The 12,531-nt window shown below is 74.7% G+C and carries 14 protein-coding genes; 12 read left to right on the top strand and 2 right to left on the bottom strand.

Features of this window, described 5'->3' with window-relative positions; all coding sequences use genetic code 11:
• Positions 1 to 16 precede the first annotated feature (16 nt).
• Positions 17 to 862: a BTAD domain-containing putative transcriptional regulator gene (locus tag EAD96_RS19070; RefSeq protein WP_233586002.1), complete on the bottom strand. Its 846-nt coding sequence runs from the start codon at positions 860 to 862 to the stop codon at positions 17 to 19.
• Between the two features lie 411 nt (positions 863 to 1,273).
• On the opposite strand from EAD96_RS19070, the gene EAD96_RS19065 reads away from it, so the two are divergent.
• The 8 genes from EAD96_RS19065 (at position 1,274) to EAD96_RS19030 (ending at position 9,076) form a co-directional block, all read left to right on the top strand.
• Positions 1,274 to 1,621, top strand: a complete 348-nt coding sequence (locus tag EAD96_RS19065) for a TcmI family type II polyketide cyclase (protein ID WP_091418459.1) — start codon at positions 1,274 to 1,276, stop codon at positions 1,619 to 1,621.
• Positions 1,618 to 3,342 carry an acetyl-CoA carboxylase carboxyltransferase subunit alpha gene (locus tag EAD96_RS19060; protein WP_121685263.1) on the top strand — a complete coding sequence of 575 codons (1,725 nt, stop codon included), beginning with the start codon at positions 1,618 to 1,620 and terminating at the stop codon, positions 3,340 to 3,342. The genes EAD96_RS19065 and EAD96_RS19060 overlap by 4 nt, the downstream gene beginning before the upstream one ends.
• Positions 3,342 to 3,827 carry an acetyl-CoA carboxylase biotin carboxyl carrier protein gene (gene accB / locus EAD96_RS19055; protein ID WP_120569623.1) on the top strand — a complete coding sequence of 162 codons (486 nt, stop codon included), beginning with the start codon at positions 3,342 to 3,344 and terminating at the stop codon, positions 3,825 to 3,827. Before EAD96_RS19060 ends, accB begins: the two co-directional genes overlap by 1 nt.
• On the top strand, positions 3,827 to 5,335 hold the full coding sequence (locus EAD96_RS19050; RefSeq protein ID WP_121685262.1) for an acetyl/propionyl/methylcrotonyl-CoA carboxylase subunit alpha: 1,509 nt from the start codon (positions 3,827 to 3,829) through the stop codon (positions 5,333 to 5,335). The genes accB and EAD96_RS19050 overlap by 1 nt, the downstream gene beginning before the upstream one ends.
• Positions 5,332 to 6,039 (top strand): SRPBCC family protein, encoded by a 708-nt coding sequence (locus tag EAD96_RS19045; RefSeq protein WP_121685261.1) that lies wholly within the window; start codon positions 5,332 to 5,334, stop codon positions 6,037 to 6,039. Before EAD96_RS19050 ends, EAD96_RS19045 begins: the two co-directional genes overlap by 4 nt.
• Positions 6,036 to 6,446 carry a cupin domain-containing protein gene (locus EAD96_RS19040; RefSeq protein ID WP_018784080.1) on the top strand — a complete coding sequence of 137 codons (411 nt, stop codon included), beginning with the start codon at positions 6,036 to 6,038 and terminating at the stop codon, positions 6,444 to 6,446. The genes EAD96_RS19045 and EAD96_RS19040 overlap by 4 nt, the downstream gene beginning before the upstream one ends.
• Positions 6,443 to 7,714: a beta-ketoacyl synthase gene (locus EAD96_RS19035; RefSeq protein ID WP_121685260.1), complete on the top strand. Its 1,272-nt coding sequence runs from the start codon at positions 6,443 to 6,445 to the stop codon at positions 7,712 to 7,714. Before EAD96_RS19040 ends, EAD96_RS19035 begins: the two co-directional genes overlap by 4 nt.
• A gap of 114 nt (positions 7,715 to 7,828) precedes the next feature.
• The gene (locus EAD96_RS19030; RefSeq protein ID WP_121685259.1) at positions 7,829 to 9,076 is read left to right on the top strand and encodes a beta-ketoacyl synthase N-terminal-like domain-containing protein; all 1,248 of its coding nucleotides are present in this window, start codon (positions 7,829 to 7,831) and stop codon (positions 9,074 to 9,076) included.
• Positions 9,077 to 9,079: 3 nt separating this feature from the next.
• Here EAD96_RS19030 and EAD96_RS19025 read toward each other — a convergent pair whose 3' ends face one another.
• Complete coding sequence (locus EAD96_RS19025; RefSeq protein WP_121685258.1) at positions 9,080 to 9,559, bottom strand: GNAT family N-acetyltransferase; 480 nt, start codon at positions 9,557 to 9,559, stop codon at positions 9,080 to 9,082.
• A 204-nt stretch (positions 9,560 to 9,763) separates the two neighbouring features.
• Here EAD96_RS19025 and EAD96_RS19020 point away from each other — a divergent pair, with 204 nt between their 5' ends.
• The 4 genes from EAD96_RS19020 to EAD96_RS19005 form a co-directional block, all read left to right on the top strand.
• Positions 9,764 to 11,161 carry a class I adenylate-forming enzyme family protein gene (locus EAD96_RS19020; RefSeq protein ID WP_121685273.1) on the top strand — a complete coding sequence of 466 codons (1,398 nt, stop codon included), beginning with the start codon at positions 9,764 to 9,766 and terminating at the stop codon, positions 11,159 to 11,161.
• A 180-nt stretch (positions 11,162 to 11,341) separates the two neighbouring features.
• Positions 11,342 to 11,605 carry an acyl carrier protein gene (locus EAD96_RS19015; protein ID WP_120569629.1) on the top strand — a complete coding sequence of 88 codons (264 nt, stop codon included), beginning with the start codon at positions 11,342 to 11,344 and terminating at the stop codon, positions 11,603 to 11,605.
• Positions 11,605 to 11,850 carry an acyl carrier protein gene (locus tag EAD96_RS19010; protein WP_120569630.1) on the top strand — a complete coding sequence of 82 codons (246 nt, stop codon included), beginning with the start codon at positions 11,605 to 11,607 and terminating at the stop codon, positions 11,848 to 11,850. Before EAD96_RS19015 ends, EAD96_RS19010 begins: the two co-directional genes overlap by 1 nt.
• On the top strand, positions 11,843 to 12,531 hold a 689-nt coding region (locus EAD96_RS19005), incomplete at its 3' end, for a beta-ketoacyl synthase N-terminal-like domain-containing protein (RefSeq protein WP_305034166.1). The genes EAD96_RS19010 and EAD96_RS19005, both read left to right, overlap by 8 nt.

The following is a 12,531-nucleotide window of genomic DNA, read 5'->3' as shown; positions in this document are numbered from 1 at the left end:
CGCTGTCACCTCGCCGTCACCGCGTACCCCGGGGCATTGATGGTGGTGGCGGCGGTGCGGTGGGGGCGCGCGGCGCCGGTTTGGCGGTCCGGTCCGTGCGGCGCCGCGGCGGCGGGTCCGGGCGGCTGGCCTTGCGGATCGGCGCGAGCGTCTCGTCGAGCAGCGCGGTCATCGCCGGGGACGGTTCCAGGCGCAGCTCGCGCAGGAGCAGATCGCGGTAGACGTAGAAGGAGTGGACCGCCTCGAACGCGTTGCCCTCGGCCAGGTGGATGCGGACCACCAGGCGGTGCGGGGTCTCCCGCAGCGGTTCGGCGGCCATCGCCTCCAGCGCGGCCTCCAGCGCCTCGCCGTGCCGCCCGGCGGTGAGGTGGTTGCCGGCGAGTTCCTCGAGCATGTGCAGGCGTAGCTGGCGCAGCCGTTCGCGTTCCAGCAGCACCCAGTCGTCGTACCAGCCCGGGAGCAGGTCGTGCCGGCCGGCGCCGGCGGCGCCGCGCGGGACGGCGCCCTCGCGGACCAGCGCCGCGGTCTCCACCAGGTCGTCCACGTCGAGGCGGACGGTGGGTCCGAGCCGGACGGTGTCGCCGTCGGTGCGCAGCGGGCAGCACGGGTCCTGCCGCAGCCGCCACAGCGCGGTCCGCAGCGACGACAGTGCCCGCTCCTCCGGCGTCTCCGGCCACAGCAGCCCGGCGAGGTGGCTGCGGGTCGCGGCCGGGCGCAGGCCGATCAGCGCGATGACGCGCTGCAAGCCCCGGGGCACGACCACCGGAGTGTCGTCGTGCAGCAGTTGGAAGCCGCCGAGCAGGTGCAGTGACACCCGTGGGGCGGGTTCGCCCGCCGTCGGCATTCTCGATCCACCCGCCACGGCGCACCCCCCAGCACCGGAACCCTCGTCCCGACCGTTTGCGTTGCCCGGACCGTCGCCCGCGACGCCGGTGTCGGAACGCCTCCGCCACGGTCGGGAACCTCCGCCGTGGCCGGGCTGACCGAGACGGAGAATATCAATCCCTGTTACTCTCAGTCAACGGTCGGTCGGCCACCTGACTGTCCGCTGCGGACCCGTAACACGGCCGTGATCTGCGAATAAGTGTCGCCGACCCGGAAACCGGAAGGCGATCTTCGCATAGCTCACGCACAGCTTGCGTCAACGCAGCGTCACCATGTTTGTGCCGCGATGGGGCCCGGTTGACGCCCGGTAGACGCCGCCGGCGCGACCGTGTGGCAATCCGTGCGGCGCGACCGGTTCGCCGCGCACCGGGACGTGCAGGAGGCGCGAATGGACCGTTCGCTCATCGTCGCCAAGGTGGTGCCGACGGCCGAGGACCGGGTGGCCGAGATCTTCGCCGAGTCCGACGCGACCGAGCTGCCCGGCCTGGTCGGGGTCCGGCACCGCTCGCTGTACCGGCTGCACGACCTCTATGTCCATCTGCTGGAGACGGAGACGCCGGCGCAGGGCGCGGTGGAGGACAACCGCGGCCATCCGGAGTTCGTCCGGATCAGCGAGCGGCTGCGGCCGTACATCTCGCCGTACCTGCCGACCTGGCGATCGCCGCGCGACGCGATGGCGCACTGCTTCTACCGCTACGACGCGCCGGCCCACGACATCGCCGGGCGGCCACGGTGACCACGACCGCACCGCGCGACGAGCAGCTCTGGTCGAGGTGCGACGGGTGCGCGTCGCTGCTCTACCGCAAACGGCTGCGCCGCAACCTGGACGTCTGCCCGGAGTGCGGCTCGCACGCGAGGCTGGACGCGCCGGACCGGGTGGCGCAGCTGGCCGACCCGGACTCGTTCGTCCCGCTGCCCGACCGGGCGGTACGCGTCGACCCGATCGAATTCGTCGACGAGCTGCCGTACCCGCACCGGCTCGGCGCGGCCCGCGCGGCGACCGGACTGGACGAGGCGGTGCTCTGCGGCACCGCCCGGCTGGGCGGGCACCCGGTCGCGCTGGCGGTGATGGACTTCCGCTTCCTCGGCGGCAGCCTCGGCTGCGCGGTCGGTGAGCTGATCACCCGGACCGCCGAGCGGGCGCTGGCCGACGGCATCCCGCTGGTGCTGGTGACCGCGTCCGGCGGCGCGCGGATGCAGGAGGGCGCGCTGTCGCTGATGCAGATGGCCACAGTCAGCCAGGCCCTCGCCGGGATGCGGGAGGCGGGCCTGCTCACGGTCAGCGTGGTCACCGATCCCACGTACGGCGGCGTGGCCGCCTCCTTCGCCACCAACACCGACCTGGTGCTGGCCGAGAGCGGCGCCCGGCTGGGTTTCGCCGGGCCCCGGGTGATCCGCCAGGTCACCGGCGCGAAGCTGCCGGAGGGCTTCCAGACTGCGGAGTACCTGCTGCGCCACGGCCAGGTGGACATGGTGGTGCCCCGGCACGCGCTGCGGGGCCGGCTCGCCGCGCTGCTCGCCGCCGCCGAGGCGGGCCGCCGCGCGCCCGAGACCCCGCCCGTCCCGCGCGCGCCGGCCACCGCGCCGACCGCACCTGCACGGCCGGACCGCGACCCCTGGGAGACGGTACGCACGGCGCGGCACCCGGGCCGCCCGACCACACTGGACTACCTGGAGACCGCGTTCGACGGGTTCGTGGAGCTGCACGGCGACCGGCTCGGCGCGGACTGCCCGGCGGTCGTCGGCGGCATCGCCCGCCTGGACGGCCGGCCGGTGATGGTGATCGGCCACCAGAAGGGACACACCACCGCCGAGCTGGTCACCCGCAACTTCGGCATGGCCAGCCCGGCCGGGCACCGCAAGGCGCTGCGGTTGATGCGTCTCGCGGCGCGGCTGCGGCTGCCGGTGGTGACGCTGGTGGACACGCCGGGCGCGGACCCGGGGGTGAGCGCCGAGCAGCAGGGCCAGGCGGCGGCGATCGCGGAGAACATCCTCGCGCTCACCGTGCTGCCCACGCCGGTGGTGGCGGTGGTCACCGGGGAGGGCGGCAGCGGCGGCGCGCTCGCGCTCGCGGTCGCCGACCGGGTGCTCATGCTGGAGCACGCCGTCTACTCGGTGATCAGCCCGGAGGGCTGCGCCGCGATCCTCTGGCCGGACAGCTCGGCCGCCCCGCAGGCGGCCCGCGCGCTGCGGCTCACCGGCGCCGACCTGTGCCGCCTCGGCGTGGTCGACGAGCTGGTGCCGGAGCCGCGCCCGGCCGCACACGCCGACCCGGGCGGCGCGGCCGAGCTGCTGCGCCGGGCGGTCGCGGCGAACCTCGCCCCGCTGCTCACCGTCCCTCCGGCCACCCTGGTCCGCCGCCGCCGGCAGCGCTTCCGCCGCTTCGGCGCGGCCCGCTCGGCCGCCGCCGGCCCGTCCCCGGCCACACCCGCGGCGGGTCGGGCGGAGGTGGCGTGATGGCCGACGCCGAGGCCGAGCAGGTGCTCGACGGGCTGCGCCGGCAGGCCCGCAAGCTCGTCGCCGACCTGGCCGGGCCGGTACGCCGGGTGCGGCTGCGTAGCGGCGAGTCGGTGCTGGAGGTCGAGTGGCACGATCCGGCGGCACCCGCGCAGCGCGCCGCCGAACCGGCCGAGGCGCTCCCCGCCCGGGCCGCCGAACCCGCCGCACGCGCGGTGCCGGTGGCCGACCGGCCGGCCGTGCGCTCACCGGTGGTCGGCACGTTCTACCGCGCCCCCGAGCCCGGGGCGATGCCGTTCGTCGCGGTCGGCGACCTGGTCCGGCCGGGCCAGGTGGTCGGCATCGTCGAGGCCATGAAGCTGATGAACGAGGTGACCGCCGGCCAGGCCGGACGGGTGGTCGAGGTGCTCGTCGACGACGGCAAGCCCGTCGAGTACGACCAGCCGCTGATCGCCCTGGAACCGGTCACCGGACAGGACTCCTGATGTTCGACAAGGTGCTGATCGCCAACCGGGGCGAGATCGCGCTGCGGGTGCTGCGCGCCTGCCGGGAACTCGGCGTGCGCACGGTGGTGGTGCACTCCAGCGCCGACGCCGACTCGCTGCCGGTGCGGCTGGCCGACGAGGCGGTACGGATCGGCCCGGCGGCCAGCCGCCGCAGCTACCTCAACGCCGCGGCGATCGTGGAGGCCGCCCGGCAGACCGGCGCGCAGGCGGTCCACCCCGGTTACGGGTTCCTGTCCGAGGACGCCGACTTCGCCGAGATCTGCGCCGAGAACGGGCTGGTCTTCGTCGGCCCGCCGCCGCAGGTGATGGCCGCGCTCGCGGACAAGTCGACGGCCCGGGCGCTGATGAGCCGGGCCGGGCTGCCGCTGCCGCCGGGCAGCGTCCGGACCCTGCCCACCGTCGCCGAGGCGCAGGAGGTGGCCGCCGAGGTGGGCTACCCGGTGATCGTGAAGGCCGCGGCGGGCGGTGGCGGGCGCGGCATGACTGTGGTGCGCTCGGCCGCCGAGCTGCCCCGCGCGTACGCCCGCACCCGCGCCGCCGCCCAGGTCGCGTTCGGCGACGACCGGGTGTACGTCGAGCGGTACCTCGCCGACGCCCGCCACGTCGAGGTGCAGGTGCTCTGCGACGGCCACGGCAACGGCGTGCACCTGGGCACCCGGGACTGCTCGGTGCAGCGCCGGCACCAGAAGCTGATCGAGGAGGCGCCCGCGCCCGCGCTGCGGCAGGCCACCCTGGACACGGTCGCCGAGGTGGCGCTGCGCGGCGCGCTGTCGGTCGGCTTCACCGGCGCCGGAACCGTCGAGTTCCTGGTCGACGAGGCCGAACGCTGCCACTTCCTGGAGATCAACTGCCGGATCCAGGTGGAACACCCGGTCACCGAGATGGTCACCGGCATCGACCTCGTGCAGGAACAGCTGCACGTGGCGTTCGGCACGCCGCTGCGGCTGCGCCAGTCCGACGTACGGCTGGACGGCGTGGCGATCGAGTGCCGGGTCAACGTGGAGGACCCGGATCGCGACTTCGCGCCCGCACCCGGCCGGCTGGACCGGTTCCGGCCGCCGGGCGGCCCGTTCACCCGGGTCGACACCCACGGACACGTCGGCTACCTGGTCAGCCCGCACTACGACTCGCTGCTGGCGAAGGTGGCGGTGTGGGCGCCGGACCGGGACGCCGCGCTGGACCGGCTCGACCGGGCGCTGGCCGAGTTCGACGTGGCCGGTCCCGGCGTGCGCACCACTATCCCGTTCGCCCGGCGGGTGCTGCGCGACCCGGCGTTCCGCGCCGCCCGGCACACCACCGCCCTGGTGGAACGCCTGCTCGCCCCACCGGCCGACGACTCCCCAACGACCGACGCCCCACCCGCCGGTGACGGCCCGCCGGCCGAGGCGGCGCGGGCCGTCGTGCCCGACCCGCGCGCCGAGCCGGGCGGCCGTACCCCCGTCAGCGCCGTGCCCGCCGCCGGCCCGACCACCTGGAGGAACCGATGACCGTCGCCCCCGACCGCCCGCTCGCCCGCGAGATCACCGACATCCTGGTCACGCACTGCGGCCTGGACCCGGACGCCGCCGCCGGCGCGCCCGCCGCGAGCCTGGAGGAACTGGGCATGGACTCGCTGGCTCTGCTCGAACTGTCGGCGGTGGTGGCCGACCGGTGGCGGGTGAAGATCCCCGAACAGGCCGCGCAGCTCAGCATCGCCGGCGTCGCCGACCTGGTGGCCCGCAAGGCGGACCCGCCCGGGCACACCGAGAACGCCGTGGAGATCGCCGCGCCGCTGCCGCTGGTCTGGGAGATCACCAACGACGTGGCCCGGTGGCCGGACCTGTTCACCGAGTACGCGACCGCGGAGATCCTGCACCGCGACGGCGACACGGTGCGCTTCCGGCTCACCATGCACCCCGACGAGAACGGCGTGGCGTGGAGCTGGGTCAGCGAGCGCACCGCCGACCCGGCCACCCGCGAGGTGCACGCCCGGCGCGTCGAGACCGGCCCGTTCGAGTACATGCGCATCCACTGGCGCTACGCCGAGATCCCCGGCGGCACCCGGATGACCTGGACGCAGGACTTCGCGATGAAACCGGACGCACCCGTCGACAACGCCGGCATGACCAACCGGATCAACACCAACAGCACGATCCAGCTCGCCGTGATCAAGGAGAAGATCGAGCGGGCGCACGCGGGAGGCGCGCGATGACCGACACCACCACCGCCCGGGTCTCCGTCCACGACGTACCGGCCGACCGCCGCCGCGGCGGGGAACTGCGGGTGCTGCTCGGCCCGAAGACAGTCGGCAGCACCTCCGGTTTCATGGGCGTCGCCACGCTCGCGCCGGGGGAGCGGATCGCCGAGCACTACCACCCGTACAGCGAGGAGTTCCTCTACGTCGCCCGTGGCGCGATCACCGTCGACCTGGACGACGTGCCGGTGCCGGTCGCCGCCGGGGAGGCGCTCTACGTACCGAAGGATGTCCGGCACCGGCTGCGCAACACCGGCGACGAGCCCGCCGAGGTGGTGTTCCATCTCGGACCGCTCGCGCCGCGCCCGGAACTCGGCCACGTCGACACCGAGAGCGCGGCGCCGCCACCACGGGAGCCGTCGTGACCGGCCGGCGCACGGTGGTCACCGGCATCGGCGTCGTCGCACCCGGCGGCGCCACCCGGGACCGCTTCTGGAAGACGATCACCGAGGGGCGCACCGCGACACGGCGGATCAGCTTCTTCGACCCGTCGCCGTTCCGGTCGCAGATCGCCGCCGAGTGCGACTTCGACCCGGACGCGGCCGGGATCACGCTCGCCGAGCGGCAGCGCGCCGACCGGTACGTGCAGTTCGCGCTCGCCTGCTCCGCCGAGGCGCTCGCGGACAGCGGCCTCACCCTCACCGACGCGCAGCGGGAACGCGCCGGGGTGGTGCTCGGCACCGCGGTCGGCGGGACCATGGCCCTGGAGCAGGAGTACGTGCGGGTCAGCGACTCCGGCCGGCACTGGCTGGTCGACCACGCGCTCGGCGGCCCGTACCTCTACCAGGCGCTGGTGCCCAGCAGCCTGGCCGCCGACGTGGCCTGCCGGCACGGCCTGCACGGACCGGCCCAGGTGATCTCCACGGGTTGCACCTCCGGCATCGACGCGATCGGGTACGCCCACCAGCTCGTCGCCGACGGCGAGGCCGACGTGGTGCTCGCCGGCGCCGCCGATTCGCCGATCTCCCCGGTGACCGTCGCCTCGTTCGACGCGATCGGCGCGACCAGCCCGGACAACGACGACCCGGAGCACGCCTCCCGGCCGTTCGACGCCGACCGGCACGGGTTCGTCCTCGCCGAGGGCGCCGCGGTGCTGGTGCTGGAGGAGGCCGAGCACGCCCGGCGCCGGGGCGCGCACGTCTACTGCGAGGTCGCCGGGTACGCCAGCCGCAGCAACGGCTTCCACATGACCGGGCTGCGCCCCGACGGCGCGGAGATGGCGGTGGCGATCAGCGACGCGCTGCGGCAGGCCCGGCTCGCCCCGACGGCCGTGTCGTACGTCAGCGCGCACGGCTCCGGCACCCGGCAGAACGACAGGCACGAGACGGCCGCGTTCAAGCGGGCGCTGGGGGAGACGGCGTACCGGGTGCCGATCAGCTCGATCAAGTCGATGGTCGGCCACTCGCTGGGCGCCATCGGCTCGATCGAGATGGCCGCCTGCGCGCTCGCCATCGAGTACGGCGTGGTGCCGCCCACCGCGAACTGGAGCACCCGCGACCCGGAGTGCGACCTGGACTACGTGCCGAACGAGGCCCGGGAGGTGCCGGTGGACGTGGCGCTGTCGGTGGGCAGCGGCTTCGGCGGCTTCCAGTCGGCGATGGTGTTCCGCCGTCTGGCGGTGACGGCACCGTGAGCGCGAGGAGTGAGCCGGGTTTGCGAGCCCCGCAGTCGCGAACAAGGACGGCACCGTGAGCGCGAGGAGTGAGCCGGGTTTGCGAGCCCCGCAGTCGCGAACAAGGACGGCACCGTGACCGCGCGGGCCGTGGTGACGGGCATCGGCGTGGTCGCGCCCAGCGGCGTCGGCGCCGAGGCGCACTGGAACACCGTGCTCGCCGGCACCCGCCGCACCGGGCCGATCACGCTGTTCGACCCGGAGCGGTACCCGACCCGGGTGGCCGGGGAGGTGGCCGGCTTCGACCCGGCCGGGTTCAGCGACACCCGGCAGCGGGTGCAGACCGACAGGTGGACCCACCTCGGCTTCGCCGCCACCAAGCTGGCGCTCGCCGACGCCGGGCTGCCCGAGGTGTCGCCCGACCCGTACAAGTGGGCGGTCACGCTCGCCAGCTCGTCGGGCGGCAACCTGTTCGGGCAGCGGGAGCTGCAACGGCTCTGGGGCGGTCCGAGCCGCACCGTCGGGGCGTACCAGTCGATCGCCTGGTTCTACGCCGCGAGCGTGGGGCAGCTGTCGATCCGCCACCAGTTCAAGGGACCGTCCGGGGTGACCGTGTCCGAGTCGGCCGGCGGGCTGGACAGCCTGGCGCACGCGGTGCGCACCATCCGCCGGGGCACCCCGGTGGTGATCGCTGGGGCGACCGAGTGCCCGCTGAGCCCGTACGCGCTCGCCTGCCAGCTCCGCTCCGGCCTGCTCAGCGACGTGTCCGACCCGGAGCGGGCGTACCGGCCGTTCGACGTCGCGGCCAGTGGATACGTGCCGGCCGAGGGCGGCGCGGTCTTCGTGGTGGAGGAGCTCGGCCACGCGCTGGCCCGGGGCGCCCGCGTCTACGGGGAGATCACCGGCTGGGCCGCCACCCACGACGCCGCGCCCACCGACCCGGCGACCGGCCCCGAACCGGCCCACTACGCCCGCGCGCTGCGGCTGGCGCTGGAGCGCGCCGGGGTACGACCGCACGACGTGGACGTGATCTGGCCGGACGCGCTCGGCGTGCCCGCGCACGACCGGGCCGAGGCGGCGGCGCTGCGCGCCGTGTTCGGCGACCGGACGCCGCCGGTGACCACGCAGAAGCCGCTGACCGGGCGGGCGCACCAGGGCGGGTCGGCGCTGGACGCGGCCACCGCGCTGCTGGCGTTCCGCCGTGGGATGCTGCCCGCCTCGGCCGGCCCGGACGAGCCGGCGCCCGGCTGCGAGCTGACGTTCCTGCGCCAGCCCCGCCCGCCGCGCAGCCGGATCGCGCTGGTCGGCGCGCGCGGCTTCGACGGGTTCAACAGTGCGCTGGTGCTGCGCGGCGCCGCGCCCCCACCGGCGGGCGAACGCTGACCGTCACGACGGCCGGGCCAGGTACGCGGTCTTCGCGTCGCCGGAGAACCCGCAGGCCAGGTAGAAGGCGTGGGTCGCGGGCGAGCGCGACCCGGTCATGAGCATCGCCTTGTAGCAGCCCGCGTCCCAGGCGGCCCGCAGCGTGCCGGCCATGATCTGCCTGCCCAGGCCGGTGCCGCGCCGCGACTCGTCCACGACCACGTTCTCGATCACCGCGTAGGGCGACGCCGACCGGCTCAAGTTGGGGATCACGTTGAGGTACGTGGTGGCGACGACCGCGCCGTCCAGGTCGAGCACGAACAGGTGCAGCCCCTCGGTGGCCAGGATCCGCGCGAAGGCCCGTTCGTCGGAGCCGTCGCGCAGGTGCGGGTCGTCCGGGTTGAGCTGCCGGTAGAGGCGGATGACCTGCGGGAAGTCGTCGGGCCGGGCCGCACGGAACATGCCGTGAGCGTAGCCGCGGCGGGCTCTGCGAGCGCACAGCATCCGGCGGCCGGCGGACTACCTTGCCGGCGTGGCCCCGATCCTGCCTGTCCGATCGAGCCTGAGCAATCCACCCAGCCGCTGTTTTGGATCTAGCCATTTGCATCTGGCGATGCAGAAGAGGGGCGTCGTAGGGTTCCGCCATACCCCGAACGACGTACCCGCTGGGCGGATCCGCCCAGTTCCTCAGTGGAACGGTGGCTGGTCGTGACTGCACATCCCGTGGCGGAAGATCCTGCCTCGACGACGGTGGACTGGGTGGACGACATCCTGTTCACCGGCCGCGACACCGACGTCTGCCTGCGCCTGCCTGAACCGGTGGACAAGGGCACGCTGCGCCGGCTCGTCGGCGAGGCCCAGGACCGGCTCGCCGGGGCCGGGCTGCGCGCCGGAGGCGCCGCCGCGCTGCGCCTGCCGCCCTCGCTGGCGTACGTGGCTCATCTGCTCGCCACCTGGCGTACCGGCGCCCAGGCGGTGCTGCTCGACCACCGGCTCACCGACCACGAGGTCGACCAGGCGCTGCGCCGGCTCAGCCCGCAGGTGGTGGTCGCCCCGACCCGGACCGGCGGCGGCGCGCTGCGGATCTTCGTCGACGTCACCGCCGGGGTGAGCGCGTACTCCGACCGCCCGGCGGGCAGCCCGCACGCGGTGATCCAGCTCAGCTCCGGCTCCACCGGACCGTCCAAGGTGATCGGCCGCACCGCCGCCGACCTGGTCGCCGAGGTGCACCGCTACACCCGCATCGACGGTGTCGCCCTGCCCGGTGAGCGGATCATCCTGTTGCCCAGCATGGTGCACGTGCTCGGCCTGGTCGGCGGCCTGCTCTACGGGCTGCACGCGGGCGTCGAGCTGTGCCCGCCGGAGCGGCTCAGCGGCGACGCGATCCTCGCCGCCGTCGCCGCGCAGGACACCCCGGCCACGGTGCTCGGCGTCCCGTTCCACATCGGGCTGCTCGCCTCCACCACGCCGGCCGGGCCGCTGCCGCAGCTCAAGCGCATGACCACCGGCGGCGAGCTGGTGCCCGCCGCCGTGGCGAACGCGTTCACCGACCGCTACGGCGTGCCGCTGGGCAACATGTACGGGATGACCGAGGTCGGCGTCATCGGCACCGACCTGTACGGGCGGCACCGTCCCGCCATCGCGCCCGCCCCCGGCATCGAGGTACGCGAGCGCGACGGCGAGCTGTGGGTGAGCTGCCCGGCCGACCCGTACGTCGGACTGGCCGACCCGACCCGGTGGGCCGACGGCTGGCTGCACACCCGCGACGCCGGCGTGGTCGACCCGGAGACCGGTCTGGTCACCATCAAGGGCCGGCTGGACTCGCAGGTGTCGGTGGGCGGCCTGAAGGTCGACCTGACCGAGGTGGAGGCCACTGTGGCCGGGCTGCCCGGCGTCCTCGCCGCGGTGGTGGTCTGGGACGACGGCATCACCGCGTACGTCCAGACCGACGGCTCGCCGACCGAGGAGACGCTCGACAAGCTCATCGCCGAACGGCTGGCCGGCTTCAAACGTCCCCGCACGCTGCGCCTGCTCGACCAGATGCCCCGCACCACCACCGGAAAGCTGGTCCGGTCCGTCCCGGCGCTGCGGGACGCGGCGTCGTGACCGGCCCCCTGTACGAGCCGCACACCCACCGGACGCCCGCCGGACGTCCGGTCCACCCCGAATCCCGCCCCGGACCGGCCGGGCAACGCGCGACCCGCGCGCCCGAGCCGGCCGGTTCACACGCACGCGGTGTCCCGACCGGGCACCGTCAGCCGGTACACGGAGAAGAGGTCTGAACCCATGCGAGACGAGGTCCGCACCTTCGTCGTCGAACAGCTCGCCGACATGAACTACGACGTGGAGGAGCTCGACGACGACACCACGCTCGGCCCGTCCGGCGTCGACCTGGAGTCGCTGGCCCTGGCCGACCTCGCGGTCCGCGTCGAGGACCGGTACGGCCTGAAGTTCGCCGACGACGAGTCGGAGAAGATGGCGCTGATGACGGTCGGCGAGTTCACCACGATGGTCGCCGACCGGGTGGCCGCGAACAGCGACAAGTCCTGATGTCCGGTCAGCCCGACCTGGGGCGAGCTGACCTGGTGAGCATGCTCGCCGAACTGACCGCGAGCCCGGCCGACCAGGTGCCGGACCGGCTCGGCTCGATGGAGCTGGCCTGGCTGGTGCACATGGTCGAGCAACGCTACGACCGCCGGCTGGACCTGAGCGACGACGAACTCGCCGGCATCCGCACCGTCGACGACGCGCTCGCGGTGTTCCGTGGCTCTCTCACCGCTCCCGCAGATGGCTGAGCGGGAGACCGTACGGATCACCGGCACGTACGCGCTCAGCGCCCTCGGCAGGGGCGCCGACGCGCTGCTGGCCGGGGTGCTCACCGGCACCCCGGCGTTCGCGCCGGTGCGCCGTTTCGACACCACGGGCCGCCGGGTGACGGTGGCGGCCACAACGCCGGACGTCGGTACGCTCGCCGGCGAGCTGGCCGACGCGATCGACGCCGCCGCCCGGGCTGCCGGACTGGACCGGGCCGGGCGGGCGGAGTCGGCGCTGTTCCTGGCCACCCACGGCGGGCCGTACTCGCTGCCCGTACCTCGGGGGTGGGACGAGCCGACGGTGCCGGCGCTCGCCGGTCACCTGGCCGCACGGTGCGGCATCGGTGGGCGTACCCGGATCTACACCACGGCCTGCGTGTCGGCGAGCAGCGCGGTCGCCGACGCGGCGGCGCTGATCCGCCGGGGCGACCTGGAGCGGGTCGTGGTCGCGGCCGGTTACCTGGTCGAACCGGACCAGTACGCGCTGTTCGACGCCGGCCGGGCGCTCGCCGCCGACGGCGCGGTGCGCCCGTTCAGCGCCGGCCGCAAGGGCCTGCTGCTGGGCGACGGGGTGGCCGCCGTGGTGCTGGAGTCCGCGGGCGCGGCCGCCCGGCGGGGCGCCGAGACGCTCGCGACGGTGGCCGGGTGGGGCCGGGCGGGGGA

Origin of the sequence: Micromonospora sp. BL1, from assembly GCF_003667485.1 — a bacterium.
Lineage (GTDB): Bacteria > Actinomycetota > Actinomycetes > Mycobacteriales > Micromonosporaceae > Micromonospora > Micromonospora tulbaghiae.
The sequence above is the reverse complement of the archived record's forward strand: the minus strand, read 5'-3'. Positions and strand labels throughout refer to the sequence as shown.

What these genes read in the sequence shown, in the direction of transcription:
- EAD96_RS19045 (WP_121685261.1), top strand. Translation starts at nt 5,332, where the DNA reads ATGACCGTCGCCCCCGACCGCCCGCTCGCCCGCGAGATCACCGACATC.
- EAD96_RS19025 (WP_121685258.1), bottom strand. Translation starts at nt 9,559, where the DNA reads ATGCTGTGCGCTCGCAGAGCCCGCCGCGGCTACGCTCACGGCATGTTC.
- EAD96_RS19010 (WP_120569630.1), top strand. Translation starts at nt 11,605, where the DNA reads ATGTCCGGTCAGCCCGACCTGGGGCGAGCTGACCTGGTGAGCATGCTC.
- EAD96_RS19050 (WP_121685262.1), top strand. Translation starts at nt 3,827, where the DNA reads ATGTTCGACAAGGTGCTGATCGCCAACCGGGGCGAGATCGCGCTGCGG.
- accB (WP_120569623.1), top strand. Translation starts at nt 3,342, where the DNA reads ATGGCCGACGCCGAGGCCGAGCAGGTGCTCGACGGGCTGCGCCGGCAG.
- EAD96_RS19040 (WP_018784080.1), top strand. Translation starts at nt 6,036, where the DNA reads ATGACCGACACCACCACCGCCCGGGTCTCCGTCCACGACGTACCGGCC.
- EAD96_RS19015 (WP_120569629.1), top strand. Translation starts at nt 11,342, where the DNA reads ATGCGAGACGAGGTCCGCACCTTCGTCGTCGAACAGCTCGCCGACATG.
- EAD96_RS19065 (WP_091418459.1), top strand. Translation starts at nt 1,274, where the DNA reads ATGGACCGTTCGCTCATCGTCGCCAAGGTGGTGCCGACGGCCGAGGAC.